General features: G+C 57.2%; 15 protein-coding genes. 7 read left to right on the top strand and 8 right to left on the bottom strand.

What is annotated here, in order from left to right; genetic code table 11:
- Position 1: 1 nt before the first annotated feature.
- A complete protein-coding gene (locus G6041_RS10875; protein WP_004387051.1) occupies positions 2-436 on the bottom strand; it encodes a DMT family transporter in 435 nt (144 codons plus the stop codon).
- 98 nt (positions 437-534) lie between these two features.
- On the opposite strand from G6041_RS10875, the gene G6041_RS10870 reads away from it, so the two are divergent.
- Positions 535-1470, top strand: coding sequence for a LysR family transcriptional regulator (locus G6041_RS10870; RefSeq protein ID WP_012125552.1), 936 nt, complete (start codon positions 535-537; stop codon positions 1468-1470).
- A 53-nt stretch (positions 1471-1523) separates the two neighbouring features.
- Here G6041_RS10870 and G6041_RS10865 read toward each other — a convergent pair whose 3' ends face one another.
- The 4 genes from G6041_RS10865 to G6041_RS10850 form a co-directional block, all read right to left on the bottom strand.
- Positions 1524-3956, bottom strand: a complete 2433-nt coding sequence (locus G6041_RS10865; RefSeq protein ID WP_012125551.1) for a glucose/quinate/shikimate family membrane-bound PQQ-dependent dehydrogenase — start codon at positions 3954-3956, stop codon at positions 1524-1526.
- A 176-nt stretch (positions 3957-4132) separates the two neighbouring features.
- Positions 4133-5221 (bottom strand): AI-2E family transporter, encoded by a 1089-nt coding sequence (locus G6041_RS10860; RefSeq protein ID WP_012125550.1) that lies wholly within the window; start codon positions 5219-5221, stop codon positions 4133-4135.
- Positions 5222-5368: 147 nt separating this feature from the next.
- Positions 5369-6832, bottom strand: a complete 1464-nt coding sequence (locus G6041_RS10855) for a SulP family inorganic anion transporter (RefSeq protein ID WP_094301152.1) — start codon at positions 6830-6832, stop codon at positions 5369-5371.
- 2 nt (positions 6833-6834) lie between these two features.
- A complete protein-coding gene (locus tag G6041_RS10850; protein ID WP_004385706.1) occupies positions 6835-7458 on the bottom strand; it encodes a carbonic anhydrase in 624 nt (207 codons plus the stop codon).
- Positions 7459-7986: 528 nt separating this feature from the next.
- Here G6041_RS10850 and G6041_RS10845 point away from each other — a divergent pair.
- Together G6041_RS10845 and G6041_RS10840 are read left to right on the top strand one after the other, a co-directional pair.
- Positions 7987-8436: a hypothetical protein gene (locus G6041_RS10845; RefSeq protein ID WP_012125547.1), complete on the top strand. Its 450-nt coding sequence runs from the start codon at positions 7987-7989 to the stop codon at positions 8434-8436.
- A 303-nt stretch (positions 8437-8739) separates the two neighbouring features.
- Complete coding sequence (locus tag G6041_RS10840) at positions 8740-9957, top strand: EAL and HDOD domain-containing protein (RefSeq protein WP_012125546.1); 1218 nt, start codon at positions 8740-8742, stop codon at positions 9955-9957.
- A 58-nt stretch (positions 9958-10015) separates the two neighbouring features.
- Here the strand turns inward: G6041_RS10840 and G6041_RS10835 are convergent, their stop codons facing one another.
- Positions 10016-10375 (bottom strand): hypothetical protein, encoded by a 360-nt coding sequence (locus G6041_RS10835; protein ID WP_012125545.1) that lies wholly within the window; start codon positions 10373-10375, stop codon positions 10016-10018.
- Between the two features lie 10 nt (positions 10376-10385).
- Positions 10386-10970 carry an NUDIX domain-containing protein gene (locus tag G6041_RS10830; protein WP_004385702.1) on the bottom strand — a complete coding sequence of 195 codons (585 nt, stop codon included), beginning with the start codon at positions 10968-10970 and terminating at the stop codon, positions 10386-10388.
- 83 nt (positions 10971-11053) lie between these two features.
- On the opposite strand from G6041_RS10830, the gene G6041_RS10825 reads away from it, so the two are divergent.
- From G6041_RS10825 to zapE, 4 genes are all read left to right on the top strand, one after another.
- Positions 11054-11809: a DeoR/GlpR family DNA-binding transcription regulator gene (locus G6041_RS10825; protein ID WP_012125543.1), complete on the top strand. Its 756-nt coding sequence runs from the start codon at positions 11054-11056 to the stop codon at positions 11807-11809.
- Positions 11810-11926: 117 nt separating this feature from the next.
- Positions 11927-12094 carry a hypothetical protein gene (locus G6041_RS10820; RefSeq protein WP_004385700.1) on the top strand — a complete coding sequence of 56 codons (168 nt, stop codon included), beginning with the start codon at positions 11927-11929 and terminating at the stop codon, positions 12092-12094.
- A 604-nt stretch (positions 12095-12698) separates the two neighbouring features.
- Positions 12699-13622 carry a kdo(2)-lipid IV(A) palmitoleoyltransferase gene (lpxP, locus tag G6041_RS10815; RefSeq protein WP_012125542.1) on the top strand — a complete coding sequence of 308 codons (924 nt, stop codon included), beginning with the start codon at positions 12699-12701 and terminating at the stop codon, positions 13620-13622.
- Positions 13623-13756: 134 nt separating this feature from the next.
- A complete protein-coding gene (gene zapE, locus G6041_RS10810) occupies positions 13757-14785 on the top strand; it encodes a cell division protein ZapE (protein ID WP_012125541.1) in 1029 nt (342 codons plus the stop codon).
- 94 nt (positions 14786-14879) lie between these two features.
- Here zapE and G6041_RS10805 read toward each other — a convergent pair whose 3' ends face one another.
- Positions 14880-15032: a Hok/Gef family protein gene (locus G6041_RS10805; RefSeq protein ID WP_029039065.1), complete on the bottom strand. Its 153-nt coding sequence runs from the start codon at positions 15030-15032 to the stop codon at positions 14880-14882.
- Between the last annotated feature and the right edge of the window lie 187 nt (positions 15033-15219).

Raw genomic sequence — 15219 nt, 5'->3', positions numbered from 1 at the left:
CTTAGCTTTGCGCGACCAGCGCCAGGGCGGCGAGAATAAACACCAGCGCCAGCAGGCGCAGTTTATCTATCGGGCGGCGCTCAACGCCGAACAGCCCGAAATGGTCGATAATCAGACTCTTGAAGACCTGCCCCGCCAGAATGCCAATCATGGTCATGGCGATGCCGATAACCGGCGTGGCGACGGTAAGAATGACCACATACCCCGCGCCAAGCAGGCCGCCGGTAAGCTGCCAGCCGGGCTGGGCGAAAAACGACGGGCTGTTGCGCGGGCTGTAAAACAGCATCAGCAGAAAGGTAAGCGCCGCGCCGACGCCGAAAATGCTGAACGCCGCCCAGAAATCGCCGACTTCACCGCCAAGCGGCCCCAGCAGGCCCGCCTCAACCGAAAGCCCCATCCCGCCCGCAATCACGAGCGCAATTAATAAAAGCTGCATGATAATCCTTAAAAAAATGCCAGGCGGCGCAGTGTAGTGGAGCGCGGTGCGTTAAAAAACGCTACGATCGACGAAACACCTTTGCAGGAATCGCACAAATGAACGAGAGCGGGGCAGTGAATATCCGCGCACTTCAGCTTTTTATCAGCGTCTTTGACGGGCAGAGTTTTTCGGCGGTGGCGCGCCGGGAGGGCGTGTCGGCGTCGATGATTTCGCGCACCGTCCGCCAGCTTGAAGAGGCGCTTGGCCAGCAGCTTTTCTACCGCAACACCCGCGCGGTGATCCCAACCGAAGCAGGGCGGCTGTTCGCGCAGTACGCGCGCGGCATTACCGAGCAGTTCAGCGAGGCGCGGCGCGAGCTTCAGGACCGCTCGCTTGAGCCGTCCGGGCTGCTGCGCATCAACGCGCCGGTGTTCTTCGGGCAACGGCATATCGCGCCCTGGCTGACCGGGCTTGCGGAGCGCTACCCGCGCCTGCAACTGGCATTAACCCAGACGGACGATTACGTCGACCCGCACCGCGACGCCACCGATCTTATCGTGCGTATCGGCACGCTCACCGATTCGAGCTTTCACGCCCGCGTGTTCTGCGAGCAGCGCTACTACTTCGCCGCCGCGCCGCGCTATCTGGCGCGTTACGGCGCGCCCGCCTCGCCCGAGGAGCTTCAAGCGCACCAGTGCCTGGTGTACAGCGGCTCCTCGGGGCCGAACCGCTGGCTGGCGCGCAAACCCGGCGAGCCGTGGGTGCATTACCCGGTGAACGCGCGGCTGGTGTCAAACAACGCCCATTCGCTGCTGACCGCTGCGCTCGACGGCATGGGGCTGGTGCTGTTCCCGGACTGGATGACAGGCGAGTGGCTGGCGCAGGGGAAACTGGTGAAAGTGCTGCCGGAGTATGAGGCGGCGATCAACACCGAGGCGCAGCACATCGCGGCCATCTACCCGAACGCGCGTCACCCGCCGCTCAACGTGCGCGCGGCGATCGACTACTTTGTGGAGGTGTTCGGCAAGCCTGTCTACTGGCAGCGCGACTGACTCGCGCCCATAAAAAAGGCCGCGCGGGGCGGCCTTTTGATGTTTACGCGCGGTTACGGCAGCGCGTAGGCAATCACGTAATCCCCGCGATCCGGCGACTGGCGCGCGCCGCCTGCGGAGATAAGCACATACTGCTTGCCGGTTTTCGGCGAAACATAGCTCATCGGGCCGCCCTGGCTGCCGACCGGCAGACGCGCTTTCCACACCTCTTTACCGGTCGAGGAATCAAAGGCGCGCAGGTAGTAATCCTGAGTACCGGCGATAAACACCAGTCCGCCCTGCGTCGCCAGCGTACCGCCAAGCGTCGGCATGCCCACCGGCATCGGCGCGCGCATTTTGATCCCGAACGGGCCGGTATCCTGCACGGTGCCGACCGGCACCTGCCAGACGATTTTCTGTGTTTTCAGGTCGATGGCCGAGAGCGTGCCAAACGGCGGTGCCTGGCATGGGATGCCGAGCGGCGACATAAAGCGGTTTTTATTTACCGCGTACGGGGTGCCTTTGAGCGGCACCGCGCCCATGCCGGTATTGATCGCCTCGCCGCCGTTGCTGCCGCGATCGATGGCATCGGTATTCGCCGGGATCATCTGCACCCACAGGCCAAGACGCATGTCGTTGACGAAGAGGTAATGATTATTCGGGTCGGTGGAGAGGCTGCCCCAGTTCATCCCGCCGAGCGATCCGGGGAAGCTCAGGGATTTATCGGTGCCAGGCACGGTAAACAGGCCGTCGTAACGCATACCTTTGAAGGCGATGCGGCAGGCGAGCTGATCGAACGGCGTCGCACCCCACATATCTGATTCCGTCAGGGTCTGCGCGCCAATCTGCGGCATACCGACCGAATGCGGCTGCGTTTTGGTGTACTGCTCATTCGGGATATCGCCAGGCTTCATGGGCAGCTCTTTGACTTCTGTCAGCGGCTTGCCGGTCAGGCGATCGAGAACGAAAATCTGCCCCGCTTTGGTGCCGAACACCACGGCAGGCGTGGTTTTACCGTCTTTTTGCGGGAAATCCACCAGGCTCGGTTGCATCGGGATGTCGAAATCCCACAGATCGTTATGGACGGTCTGATACACCCATTTCTCTTTGCCGGTGGTGGCGTCCAGCGCCAGCACCGACGCGCCATATTTATGATCGAGCGGCGTGCGGTTCGCGCCCCACAGATCCACCGAGGAGCTGCCCATCGGGATAAACACGGTGTTCATCGCCGGATCGTATGACATCGGCGCCCACGAGTTCGGCGTGCTGCGCGCATAGTGCTGGCCCGGTTGCAGGCGGGCGTTCGGATCCTCATTACCCGGATCGAACGCCCAGCGCATCTCGCCTGTGATCACATCAAAACCGCGCAGTACGCCGCCTGGCATATCAGTCTGCACGTTATCCGCCACGCGGCCACCGACAACCACCGTCGTCCCGGCCATCGTCGGGGCGGAGGTGAGCTGATATTTCGGATCCTGCGCCTCGCCAAGCCCCGCTTTCAGATCCACCACGCCGTGGTTGCCGAAGCCTTCACAGAATTCGCCGTTATCGGCATTAAGCGCAATCAGGCGCGCGTCGATGGTATTCATCAGAATGCGACGCTGGCAGGCGGCACCCGCGGCAAGCGAAGGCGCTGGCACCGGTGTGGCACCCGGCAGGGTGGGTTGCACGACAGGTTTAGTCGCGTCGAAATACGCAAGGCCACGGCAGCGGTTCCAGACTTCCGCTTTGGCGTTGATTTCGCGCTTCCAGATCTGCTTACCGCTGTCTGCCTCTACCGCAATGACGTTGTTGTGCGGCGTGCAGAGATAAAGCGTATTGCCGATTTGCAGCGGCGTCTGCTGATCTTCCGCGCCGTTGCCGGTCGGGCTGTCGGGAATATCGCCGGTGTGGAACGTCCAGGCGACTTTCAAATCTTTAACGTTATCGCGGTTAATCTGATCCAGCGCGACGAAGCGGCTGCCGCCCGGCGTATTGCCGTAATTCGTCCAGTCTTTTTGAGCATTCTCTTTATCGACCGGTTTTAGCGGTAGCGGCTCGCCTTTAAACGCGACCGTCGGGTGCGGCTGGAACATCTGGATAAGCGTCACCACCATGCCGACGGCAATAACGGCGCTGAACGCGTAAGAGAGTTTCGCCAGCGGCGCTTTGCCTTCGCGACGGCGCAAAGAAGGCCAGGTGAGAAACGCCAACAGCATCATGCCCGCAGGCACCATCAGGCGCGACACCAGCCCCCAGAACGACAGGCCCGTGTCATACAGCGCCCAGATAAGTGTGCCGACAAACACCAGAATAAACAGCGGCACGGCGGAGGCGCGACGGCGCAAAAACTGAATGGCCGACAGCAGTGTGACTACCCCGGCAATCAGAAAGTAGGCGCTGCCGCCAAGCGACACCAGCTTGCCGCCGCCGATAACAAAAAAGAGGCCGATAGCAAGCAATACCAGCCCCAGTAATACAGACCAGATGGCCAGCCCCTTAGAGCCGCCGGTCTTGTTTTCCGTCATACCATTACTCTCCCGAAAAGATGCAAACCCGCGCGTGGCGGGTACAAAAACGCATCATACAGAATATATGATGCGTAAAATTCGCACAAAAAAGCCTTTCGAGTGTAACATCGGACAGCTTTGAATGGGGCGTTAATGCCGCCCCGGTGTTCTAAACCGCACTTTTTTCAAACTCTTCAGGCGGTTTCATCCTCGCTTTTTTCAGGCAACGCGCGCGTGCGTCCTGGCCCTGCGGAGAACGTGTTCCAGCAGGTAACAAAGAGCGCGGCGATAAGCGGGCCGACCACAAAGCCGTTAATGCCGTAGACTTCCAGCCCGCCGAGTGTCGAGAGCAGAATCAGCCAGTCGGGCATACGGATATCTTTACCCACCAGCAGCGGGCGCAGCAGGTTATCGGCAAGGCCCACCACCACCACGAAAAAGGCGGTCAGCAGAACGGCTTTAATAATCGCCCCGGTGGTGAAAAGATAAATCACCGCCGGCACCCAGATAAGCGCGGCGCCGACTGCAGGCACCAGTGACAGAAATGCCATCAGCGAGCCCCAGAGAATGCTCGCGCCTATCCCCGCGAAGTAAAACGCCACGCCGCCCAGAATGCCCTGGACCACCGCCACCACGACGGTGCCTTTCACGGTGGCGCGCGCCACGGCGGCAAAGCGGCGGAACAGCCGCTGTTTGACTTTATCCGAGAGCGGCACCGCGCTCAGCACCACCGATACCAGCCGTGAGCCATCCTTCAGCAGGAAAAACAGCAGGTAAAGCATGATGCCGAAGCCAATCACCACGCTGAACGTGTTGCGGCTGATAAGGAAAATACTGCCCGCCACATACTGGCTGCCCTTGAGCGCCACGCCGGAGATTTTCTGCTGAATGGCGGCCGCGTTATCGAGCTGGTTTTCCGCCAGCATCCGTTGCGCCCAGTCCGGCAGGATACGCACCACATCGGCCAGCAGCGTGGGAAGCGTGGTGTTATTGGCCTGCACATCGCTGTAAACGGCGTTGAACTCGCTCACCAGTGACGACGCCACCACGGCCAGCGGCACGAAGACCAGCAGGCAGATAAGCACCACGGTTAAAAGCGAGGCGATGTTGTTGCGCCCGTTCATCATGTGGCAAAGCCTGCGCTTTATCGGATAGAAGATGACGGCCAGGATCACCGCCCACAGCACGGCGGAGAGATACGGTTTTACCAGGTTAAAAAAGAGGATCGAAACGATAAACAGGATCAGGATAAAAAAGGCCCTGGACATCTCTTTCGAGTTCATGATGCGTCCTTATTGTCATTAAAAGCAGCCGGATACTACAGCGTCGCGGCATCGGCTTCATCCCGGAGAGTCTTATAAACGTAGCTGAAGGGCGCAAAAAGTGGCGAAGAGGAAGGGCGGGGGCCGGCAAAAAGGCCCCCGGCAGGGTCAGGTCACCGGCCACTGCGTGAGGCGGATGCCGCGCTGCGGCGCATTCTGCGCAAAGTCGCTCAGGACGGCTTTCACATCCGGGTCGAAGTAGTCGGCGTTGTCATGCTCGGCAATCACCACGCTCTTCTCCGGGATTTTATCCAGCAGCGCCTGTAAGCGCGGGTTATGCATAAACGTCAGGTTCTGGTGGATGCGCAGCACATAGTGATCGTCATAGCGCGCCAGTTGCAGTGCGTTGCGGTGGCTGTGCCACAGGCTCAGCGCTATCTGGGCGATAAGCCCGATGCCGATCCCGGCGAGCATGCCGAACGCGATAATCCCGATAATGGTGGCGAGAAACGGCACATATTGCTGCGCGCCCGCGCGGAACTGCTCGACGAACAGGCGCGGCGTGGCGAGTTTATAGCCGGTGTAGAGCAGCACCGCCGCGAGGCTCGCCAGTGGGATCGTCATCAGCACGTCGCGAAACCACAGCACGCAGATAAGCAGCAGCGCGCCGTGAATGAAAATCGAGAGCTTGGTCTGCGCGCCGGTACTGACGTTCACTGAACTCCTGACAATCACCGCCGTGATCGGCATCGCCCCCACGAGACCGGCCAGCAAATTGCCCGCGCCCTGCGCCAGCATTTCACGGTTCGGCGACGGTGGCGGGTTTTGCGGGCGCAGCTTTTTCAGCGCCTCCTGGCTCAGCAGCGTTTCCAGGCTCGCCACCAGCGCCAGCGTGACGGCGACGATATAGACCGACGGATTGGTAAACGCCTGCCAGGCGGGGGATTCCAGCTCAGAGACCAGCGCGCCCAGGCTTGCGAACTCCGGCAGCGTGATAAGCGGCAGGCGTTCAAGCTGGGCGGGCGACATGCGGCTTAGCACAAGCGTCGTGACGCAACCCACCAGCACCGCCACCAGCGGGCCGGGCATCCACGCGAGGCTTTTCACGCGCCGGATGGCGGGCGAGCCCCAGAGCGCCATCAGCAGCAGCCCGGCGGCGGCCACCGCGATGGAGACCGGTGAAAACGTGAAGCCCTCGCGAAAGACCGCCAGCAGGCTGTTTTCATCTGCCGAACCCAGCGCCACCGGGATCTGCTGCATAATCAGCAGCAGGCCGATCGCCGCCAGCATCCCTTTAATGACGCTGCCCGGCACCAGCGAAATAAACCGTCCGGCGCGGATAAGCCCGAGCACGATTTGCAGGACGCCCGCCAGCACCAGCGCCAGTAGAAACGCGGAAAACGAGCCGAGCGTTTCAATGGAGGCCACCACAATGGTCACGAGACCCGCGGCCGGGCCGCTGACCGCGAAGCGCGACGGACTTAAGGCCGTGACCAGCAGCCCGCCGATAATACCCGTCAGCAGGCCGACAAAGGGCGGCAGGCCGCTCGCCTGGGCGATGCCGAGGCAGAGCGGCAGCGCCACGAGAAAGACAACCACCCCCGCCAGGCTATCCTGGCGCAGCGTATTCATATTCATACGGCTTCCTCCCCGGTTTGTTCCGTCAGCATTTCAAGATGGCCGGACGCCAGGTCATAGACGCAGCCGTAGACATTCAGCTCCTGGCCGCTGCGCCAGATATTGCGCACCGTGCGGGTCTGCACCAGGCGGTTAAACTGCGCGATGACGTTGGCTTCCACCAGTTGATTGAGCGTTTGCGCATCCGGCGGCGACGCGTCGCGCCCGGCGATGTGCTCTGAGAGCGCCTCGCGCAGGTGGCTGATGCGCCGCGCGAGCGATGAGGATTCCTGCGCGAGCGACATCTGCGGCAGCGTCAGCGCCGCCTGCACGCCGCCGCAGCCGTAATGGCCGCACACCACGATGCGTTTCACCTTCAGGTAATGGAGCGCGTATTGCAGCACGCTCATAAAATTGTCGTCGTCGGGGTCAATCATATTGGCGATATTGCGATGCACGAACAGCTCGCCAGGGTGGGAGCCTGTCAGCACCTCTGCCGGAACGCGGCTGTCGGAGCAGCCAATCCATAGCGAGTGCGGCTGCTGCTGGTCAAGGTGTTTGCCAAAGTAATCCGGGTCCCGTTGAAGACGCTGTTGCGCCCAGCTACGGTTTTTGGCCAGAAGAGGTTTTAAGGTGGTCAAAATGCGGTCTCCATGAGGGATCCAACGAGCCAAATATTGACTGCCGGTAAAGGCGTTTTCCGTGGACTCGTTACGACGAAATTAATAAGTAGCACTCTTCGGCGATATTTATGCCTCAGGAAAATCCTATAAGATAAATTAAAGTTTAAAGGTTTATCAGCTTTGTAAAGTTTTAAAAATTATGGGTAAGTAAATGCGAGTGGCGATAATAGAAACAGAAAGATAATAAAGAATGAAATGATTAGCGCGATGATAATTATTGCTGGTAACACATTGTTTTAAATCGGATAACAATAAAAAGGCGTATTGATCTTCTCATAAACGCTATGGCGCACGCTGACGATGATTCGCTCTTTTTATCCCGGCAGAGTGAGCACTCCGAATAATCACATTTGCTTATATTTAAACGGCCGAAAACATTTTTTCTCATGAGTCGCCGTGGAGTGACTGGTCTTAGGCTTCCATGACATCACGCGGTGAATATGCGAAGGTAGACAGATAAATTACGGTGAAACAGGGACAATACCGATGGCAGGGAATCTCCTCCTCTGGCTGATATCATCAGCAATGCTGCTGGCCTATTTCTGGTTTGTGACGCTCAGAAAACCGTTTAAAACGGTGAGTAGGCACTTTCTTATTCTGCTCGGCGTCCATGTGGCGCTCAGTATCGCCGCCATTCAGTTAAAAAAATCAGGTCATTTTTTGCCGGATGAATATCGCACCGCGGGGCTGTGGTTTATCAAAGGCTATATGGCGGTGATTGTGGTGTTAATGATTAACTTTTTCGCGGCGCTGGTCGAGCGTGGTGTTGCGAAAATGGCCGGATTTCATGAAAAATATAATGCGGCGAATCTGCACCGCCAGCCGCTGCGCGCGTTTATGCGCCATCAGTCCGCTGTCGTCTGGGGCTACCGGGTGCTCCTTCTCACGGGCGGTATCTACATGCTCTGGGCGATGTGCTTTCGGATGGGACTGTAGGCCGGGAGCGAACCCGCTTAAATTTCGCGGGTTCTCAGCGCATTTTTTTAAGAAATTAAAATAAAAGTTTATTACCACTAAAAAAGATCGTAGCGAAAGTAACCGATTATTTTGGCAAGTTGAATGAAAAAGCGGCGATATCTGCCGCTCACTGCGCTGACCAGAATCCCTGAATAAGATAAAACTTAACCATCATCATAATTTTTCATAAAATCCGCGCTAAAAATGTCTGCGTGCCGTGAGGTTCAGCGTAAACTGCGTTTTCGCCAGGGATGCTACGTAAATACCAGACTGGAGGTGAATATGTATTCCTTTATCGCCAGGCAGCCCATCTTTGACGCCGCGCTAAATACTGTCGCGTATGAGCTGCTTTATCGCAATGGACTGACTAATACGTTTCCGCTGGTGACGGAAGAATACGCCACCAACCATCTGCTGGCGGAGCAGTTCCTTGTCACCCCGCTGCAGCGCCTGGTGGGACAACATACGTCGTATATTAATTTTCCGCATGAGATGATCGTCAACGGCCTGGCGCAAACGCTGCCGGCGGAAAAAGTCGTCATCGAAATTCACCAGAATGCGGCCCCGGAACCTGAGCTGTTAAAAATGGTGCGGGAGATGTACTACAAAGGGTTTCGTTTCGCGCTGGATAACTTTCGCCTTAGCGACGCGTGGGCCAATTTCCTGCCCTATGTGACGGTCATTAAGTTCGATATTCAGGCGTCAACACCACAGGAAATTGCCGCCTTTATCCGCGCGAATAATATCAGCCAGCGGAAATTACTGGCGGAAAAAGTCGAAACTCGCGAGCAGTTTACTCTCTACAAAGAGATGGGGTTCCAGCGTTTCCAGGGCTATTTTTATGGCGAACCGGAAATGATTAAAACCCGAAAACTGCCGGAGCAGCAGATGTTTATTCTGCAACTGCTCAATGAAGTGGTCTCGGCTGACCCGGATATGCGCAAAATAGAAGAGTTGATCAGCCGCGATGTGGCGATTACGTATAAGTTGATGCGCTATGTTAATAACATCAAATATAAGATAAATCACCACGCCAACGCGGATGTACTGCCGTTTCGCAGTATTCTCTATTTCTTAGGCTTAAGCGAGCTGCGCCGGTTTATCGCGATACTGGCGGTCACTCACAGCAGCGAACCGGCCGTGACGGAGCTGTTTAACTACAGCCTCGCCTGTGGGCGCTTCTGCGAAAAAGCCGTGGCGCACACGGGGGCCGATATTAATGAAAACGATGCCTTTATTGCCGGGCTGTTTTCGCGGCTGGATATTATCCTCGGCGTACCGATGGCGGTACTGATTGAGCAAATCACCGTGCCTGCGGTGGTGCGCGAGGCGCTCTTAAACCGCGGTGGCACGCTCGGCGCGCTGCTGAATCTTTATGAAGGCTATGAGCAGAACCACTGGCAGGGGGTTTCGCAGGGCATGAAGCAGCTTAATTTGAGCGAAGCGCAGGTGACGAAACTCTTCCTCGATGCGGTGGAGTGGGGCGATCGGATAATCTAACGCTGGCACCGCTGCCGGTTTTTGCCCGGTTGTGGTGCCAGATGTGCAATATCGTGCATTATCCCTGCGGTACGTCCGCCAGCGAAAAGTAAACCTCAAGCCCGTGCTCGCGGGCGATTTCCACATCACGGTCAGCCTCCGAGAACGCGCCCGGCAGACGCAGCACCGCGTCGCATTTCGCCACCAGACGGTGCGCGACCGGGTATAAAAAACGCTCGCTTATCGCATCGCCCGGCTTTTCGCTGCCCGCGGCCTGGGCGAGCGGCAGCGCAAGCCATTCGCCAATCACCGGCACGTGGCCGCGCTCAAACAGGGCGAGCGCCGCCTGCTCAAGCCGCGTCAGGTTCTGGCGCATCAGGGTTTCATCGCCGTTGGTGCCGCTGCGCCACGGGCCCGCGACCAGGATCATTTTGCTCATGGTTTTCTCCTTACACTATCGCGTTCAGCGCCGCGTATTGCAGCAGCATGATGGTTTTGGCATCGACAATCTCGCCGTCACGCACCGCGCGCAGGGCGTCATCGATGGGCATTTTGACCACTTCGATATCTTCGCCTTCTTGCGCGACGCCGCCGCCCGCGCCGCGCCGCCGCGCCGGATCGTATTCGCCGATGAAGAAATAGAGTTTTTCGGTGACGGAGCCGGGGCTCATATAGGCTTCAAACACTTTCTCGACGTTATCCACCAGATAACCGGTCTCTTCTTCGGCTTCGGACCGAATACGCACTTCCGGTTCCGCTTCATCCAGCAGGCCCGCCGCCGTTTCGGTCAGTACGTTGTCGTAGCCGTTAAGAAAGACCGGCAGGCGAAACTGGCGGGTAAGAATGACGCAGCGCTCGGCGCGGTTATAGAGCAGAATCGTCGCGCCGTTGCCGCGGTCGTAGGCTTCGCGGCTCTGGCGCTGCCACTGGCCGTCTCGGCGCAGATAATCAAAGGTATATTTTTTCAGCACATACCAGTCGTCAGACAGGGTTTGCGTTTCGACAATGCGTACTTTTTCACGAACAGATGGCATGATGACGTCTCCACAGGTAGAATTGGCAACATAGCGTGCATATTCGTGCATGGTCAAGAAAATTCGTGCAACAGGAAACCGGTATGCTGACGTCACAACGTAAGAAGCTCATTCTGGAAAAGCTTGCGGCGGAAGGGCAGGTGCAGTCCCGCGCGCTCAGCGAGTGGTTTAACGTCTCCGAAGATACGATCCGCCGCGATCTGCGCGAGCTTTCTGCCGAAGGCCGCCTGCAGCGCGTCCACGGCGGGGCGTTGCCCGCTTCGGCGGCGGTGGTGGATTACGCCGGGCGCAGCCAGCTTTCGATAGACTCCAAGCGGGCGGTCGCGCGCCGCGCCGCCGCGCTGATTGAACCGGGGCAGATCGTGATGCTCGATGGCGGCACCACGACGGGCGAGCTGGTGAAATGCCTGCCGCCGGACCTCGCCATTACGGTGATCACCCACAGCCCCGGCATCGCGCTGCAACTGGTGGAGCATCCGCGCATTGAGGTGATCCTCATCGGCGGGCGGCTGTTTAAACATTCCATAGTCTCGGTGGGGGCGGCGGCCATTGAAGCCATGAGCCATCTGCGCGCCGACCTGTTCTTTTTGGGTGTCACCGGCGTACACGCCGAAGCGGGCCTCAGCACCGGCGATTACGAAGAGGCGTGCGTGAAGCGCGCGCTGGCCTCGCGCGCGGCGGAAACGGTCGTGATGGCCTCGCGGGAAAAGCTGAACGCCGCCTCGGCGTTCTGCATTGGCGATATGTCGCTGGTAAACACGCTGGTTGTCGAGGGCGATACTGCTGACAGCCTGCTCGCGCCTTTTGAAAACCTGGGCGTGACGGTTGTCAGGGCGTAGCCCGTCGGCGTCACCAGAACGAACCCGACGGAAACTGCGCATGATCGGCCAAAGCTGTCTATCCTGAGAATATGAGCATATGAAAACGGTTATGCGGATAATTTCAGGAGGGGTAGTATGAAGTTTTTCTATTTCATTTCACTTATCGCTGCGGCCAGTTATCTGTTTGCCTTTTTACCGAGGGCAAAAAGTGACCGCGAGCCGCTCGCGTACTGGGGGTGCTGGATTTATCTGGGCGCCTCTGCGATTTACTGGGCGATTTATGGTTTAAAGCACTACTTTTAATCAAACTCAACGCGCGCCGGGAAATAATACCCGGCGGTAAGGAATATTTCGTTTAAAAAGTAAATAGCGACAGTAATAATCCTAAAAAGTTTCTTTTTACCTTACCTCCATAATTCCATCGCATTCTTTACAAAATTACGCTATCTTTCCGCGCGCAAAAGCCTCACTCTGATGCTTAGCCTCATTACTGTGGTTAAAACTACCCGGATCAACGCCGTGTTGTGTGAATAATTGCATTAAACACAAGGTAATGCAGGATTCTGGTTGCAGACTCATCTGATGGCCGGAACGAATTTTCGTTAATGAAGGCTGTTATTATTAGTGGGATAATCTTTTTAATGACAGCGTTATGGCGCTGTTGTTGTCAGGAAATGTCGAATAATACGACGGAATGTTTCAGCGTTTATGGAAAGACCACTTTTTATTCACATCCTGAAACGGCTGTAATTAAAACCGAAAGCCTCACCGGCACGGGTTTATTTTTTTCCTCCATATTATTAGGTAGCAGGAAGGCTGTATCCCTGCTGAATGATTGTCTGTCTGGTTTGTACCGCTTACGGAACGGCTTCTTTATGCGATACATCTCTGTGCATAAAGGGGCTTTATGAATCACGTCACGCCTTTTTCCCGTGCGCTGCTGCATCCGCGCTACTGGTTTACCTGGTTTGGTCTTGGCCTGCTGTGGCTGCTGGTACAAATGCCGCACCCGCTGCTGATGCGCCTTGGCGCATTCCTTGGCCGCAACTCGCGCCGCTTTCTGAAGCGTCGTGAGAAAATCCTGCGCCGCAATCTCGAACTCTGTTTCCCGAATTTCAGCGAGGCGCAAAAAGAGCAGCTGATTCAGGAAAACTTCCTGTCGCTCGGCATGGCTTTGCTGGAAACCGGCATGGCCTGGTTCTGGTCGGACGCGCGCATTAAAAAATGGTTTAACGTCGAAGGGCTGCATCACCTGCATCAGGCGAGCGCGCAGGGGCGCGGCGTTATCGTGATTGGCGTGCACTTTATGTCGCTGGAGCTTGGCGGGCGCGTGATGGGCCTGTGCAAGCCGATGATGGCGATGTACCGACCGCACAACAATAAAGCGATGGAGTGGGCGCAGACCAAAGGGCGTATGCGCTCTAACAAAGCGATGATTGACCGTAAAGATCTCAAAGGCATGGTCAACGCGCTGAAGCAGGGCGAAGCGGTCTGGTTTGCGCCGGACCAGGATTACGGCCCGCGCGGCAGCACCTTCGCGCCGCTGTTTGCGGTAAACGACGCCGCCACCACGCGCGGAACGTATGTGCTCTCACGCCTGAGCAACGCGGCGATGCTGACCATTGTGATGATCCGCAACCCCGATGCCAGCGGCTATAAACTGATTATTCAGCCGGAGCTTCAGGGCTACCCGCGTGAAGATGAAGCCGCCGCGGCGTGCTACATGAACAAAGTGATTGAGCGCGAAATCCTGCGCGCGCCGGAGCAGTATCTCTGGATACACCGCCGCTTCAAAACCCGCCCGGCGGGCGAAGCGTCGCTCTATACCTGATACGCGTTTCTACAGAAAGCCCCGCGCCGTGCGGGGCTTTTTTTTGCGTATCTTTATGAGATTGTGCGGCGTTTTTTGAAAAAACACGCGGAGTGTGGGTTAATAACATTTTGTTTACATATGGAGCTGCCGCGATGGCCCGGATTGCCGCCCCTTTTTCGTTTCGCGAAACCATGCAAATGCTGGCACAGCGAAAAGCGCTGCGCCTTGATGGCGACCAGACGCGGCTTATCAGCGAGCTCGATAGCCTCGCCGCGCCGCTGCTGGCGGGCCACGCGCGGTTTGCCGGGTTGTATGTCTGGGGCAGGCCGGGGCGTGGCAAAAGCTTTATTGTCGATAACTTCTTTGCCTCGCTGCCGCTCGCGGCGAAAAAACGCGCGCACTTCCATGATTTCTTTCGCGAACTCCATCAGCGCATGGTGGATAAATCGCTGGAGCAGGCGCTGCGCGCGCAGTTAGGCGACGCGCGGTTGCTCTGCTTTGACGAATTCCACCTGCACGATCCGGGCGATGCGATGCTCGCCAAAAAGCTTTTAGAGGTGGCGCAGGCGATGAATATCACGCTGATCCTGACCTCCAATTATTCGCCGCGAGAGTTGCTTTCACACCCGCTCTACCATGAGCTGTTTGTGCCTTCCATCGCGCTTATCGAGCGAGAGATGACGATTTTCGCCCTTAACGGCGAGCGCGATTACCGCCTTGAGGCGGGCAGCGACGCCGGGCTGTTCAGCAAGGGCGCGTGGCTGCAGCCAGGCACGCCTGACCAGCGTGCGGCGCACGGGCTTGCGGTGGCGCACGGTGAATTTGCGGTCACGGCCGGTTATCACACCTTTTATGCCGCATCACCGCCGGGCCATCTGCTGCATTTCACCTTTGCGGGAATATGTGAAGCGCCGACGGCGGTCATGGATTATTTAACGCTGTGTGAAACGTATTCCTGCTGGCTTATCGATAATGTGCCGCGGCTTTCCCGCGTCAGCCCGGCGGCGGCGCAGCGGTTTATTAATCTTATTGATGTGCTTTATGATAAGCAGCGGCAGTTATTTATTTCGAGCACGTATTCGGTCGCTGAAATTACGGATGCCGTTGGGCTTGACGATATTGGACGCACCGCCAGCCGTCTGGCGCAATTACGGGTAATACAAGATCCTGTTACCGGCTAATAGAATTAATACGCGTCAGTAAATAATAAATAAGGGTGCCTGAAGGCATAAATCCGCCAGTCAAATCGCGGGGATGGCTCCCCGCGTCAGACGCTTACTCTCTGGGTTTACAAGCCAGTGAAGCGACAATCTCCATCCCCGCGCCCCGCAAGCGCAGCTCGCAAAGCGTTTCCCGTGAAAGGGTGGTGAACATTATTACCGTCACACAAACAATAATAATGCACCAGATAAAAGTATTGTCCTTCATAGCCATTCTCCTTGCCGAAAGGCGAGTAAGAGGCTAACATATGAACTGTTCGGGTTCATGTGTCGGCCTCGGGTTAAGGTAATTAACTCGGGGCCTTCATCTTTCCAGAACCTGCATAATGCCTGAAACCAGAAAGCCTCAGGCACCCGCCGCGAATAATACGCTTCTTTTACATCCGTAAAATCTT

Source organism: Cronobacter sp. HA18003, assembly GCF_011605905.1.
Taxonomy (GTDB): domain Bacteria; phylum Pseudomonadota; class Gammaproteobacteria; order Enterobacterales; family Enterobacteriaceae; genus Cronobacter; species Cronobacter sakazakii.
The sequence above is the reverse complement of the archived record's forward strand: the minus strand, read 5'-3'. Positions and strand labels throughout refer to the sequence as shown.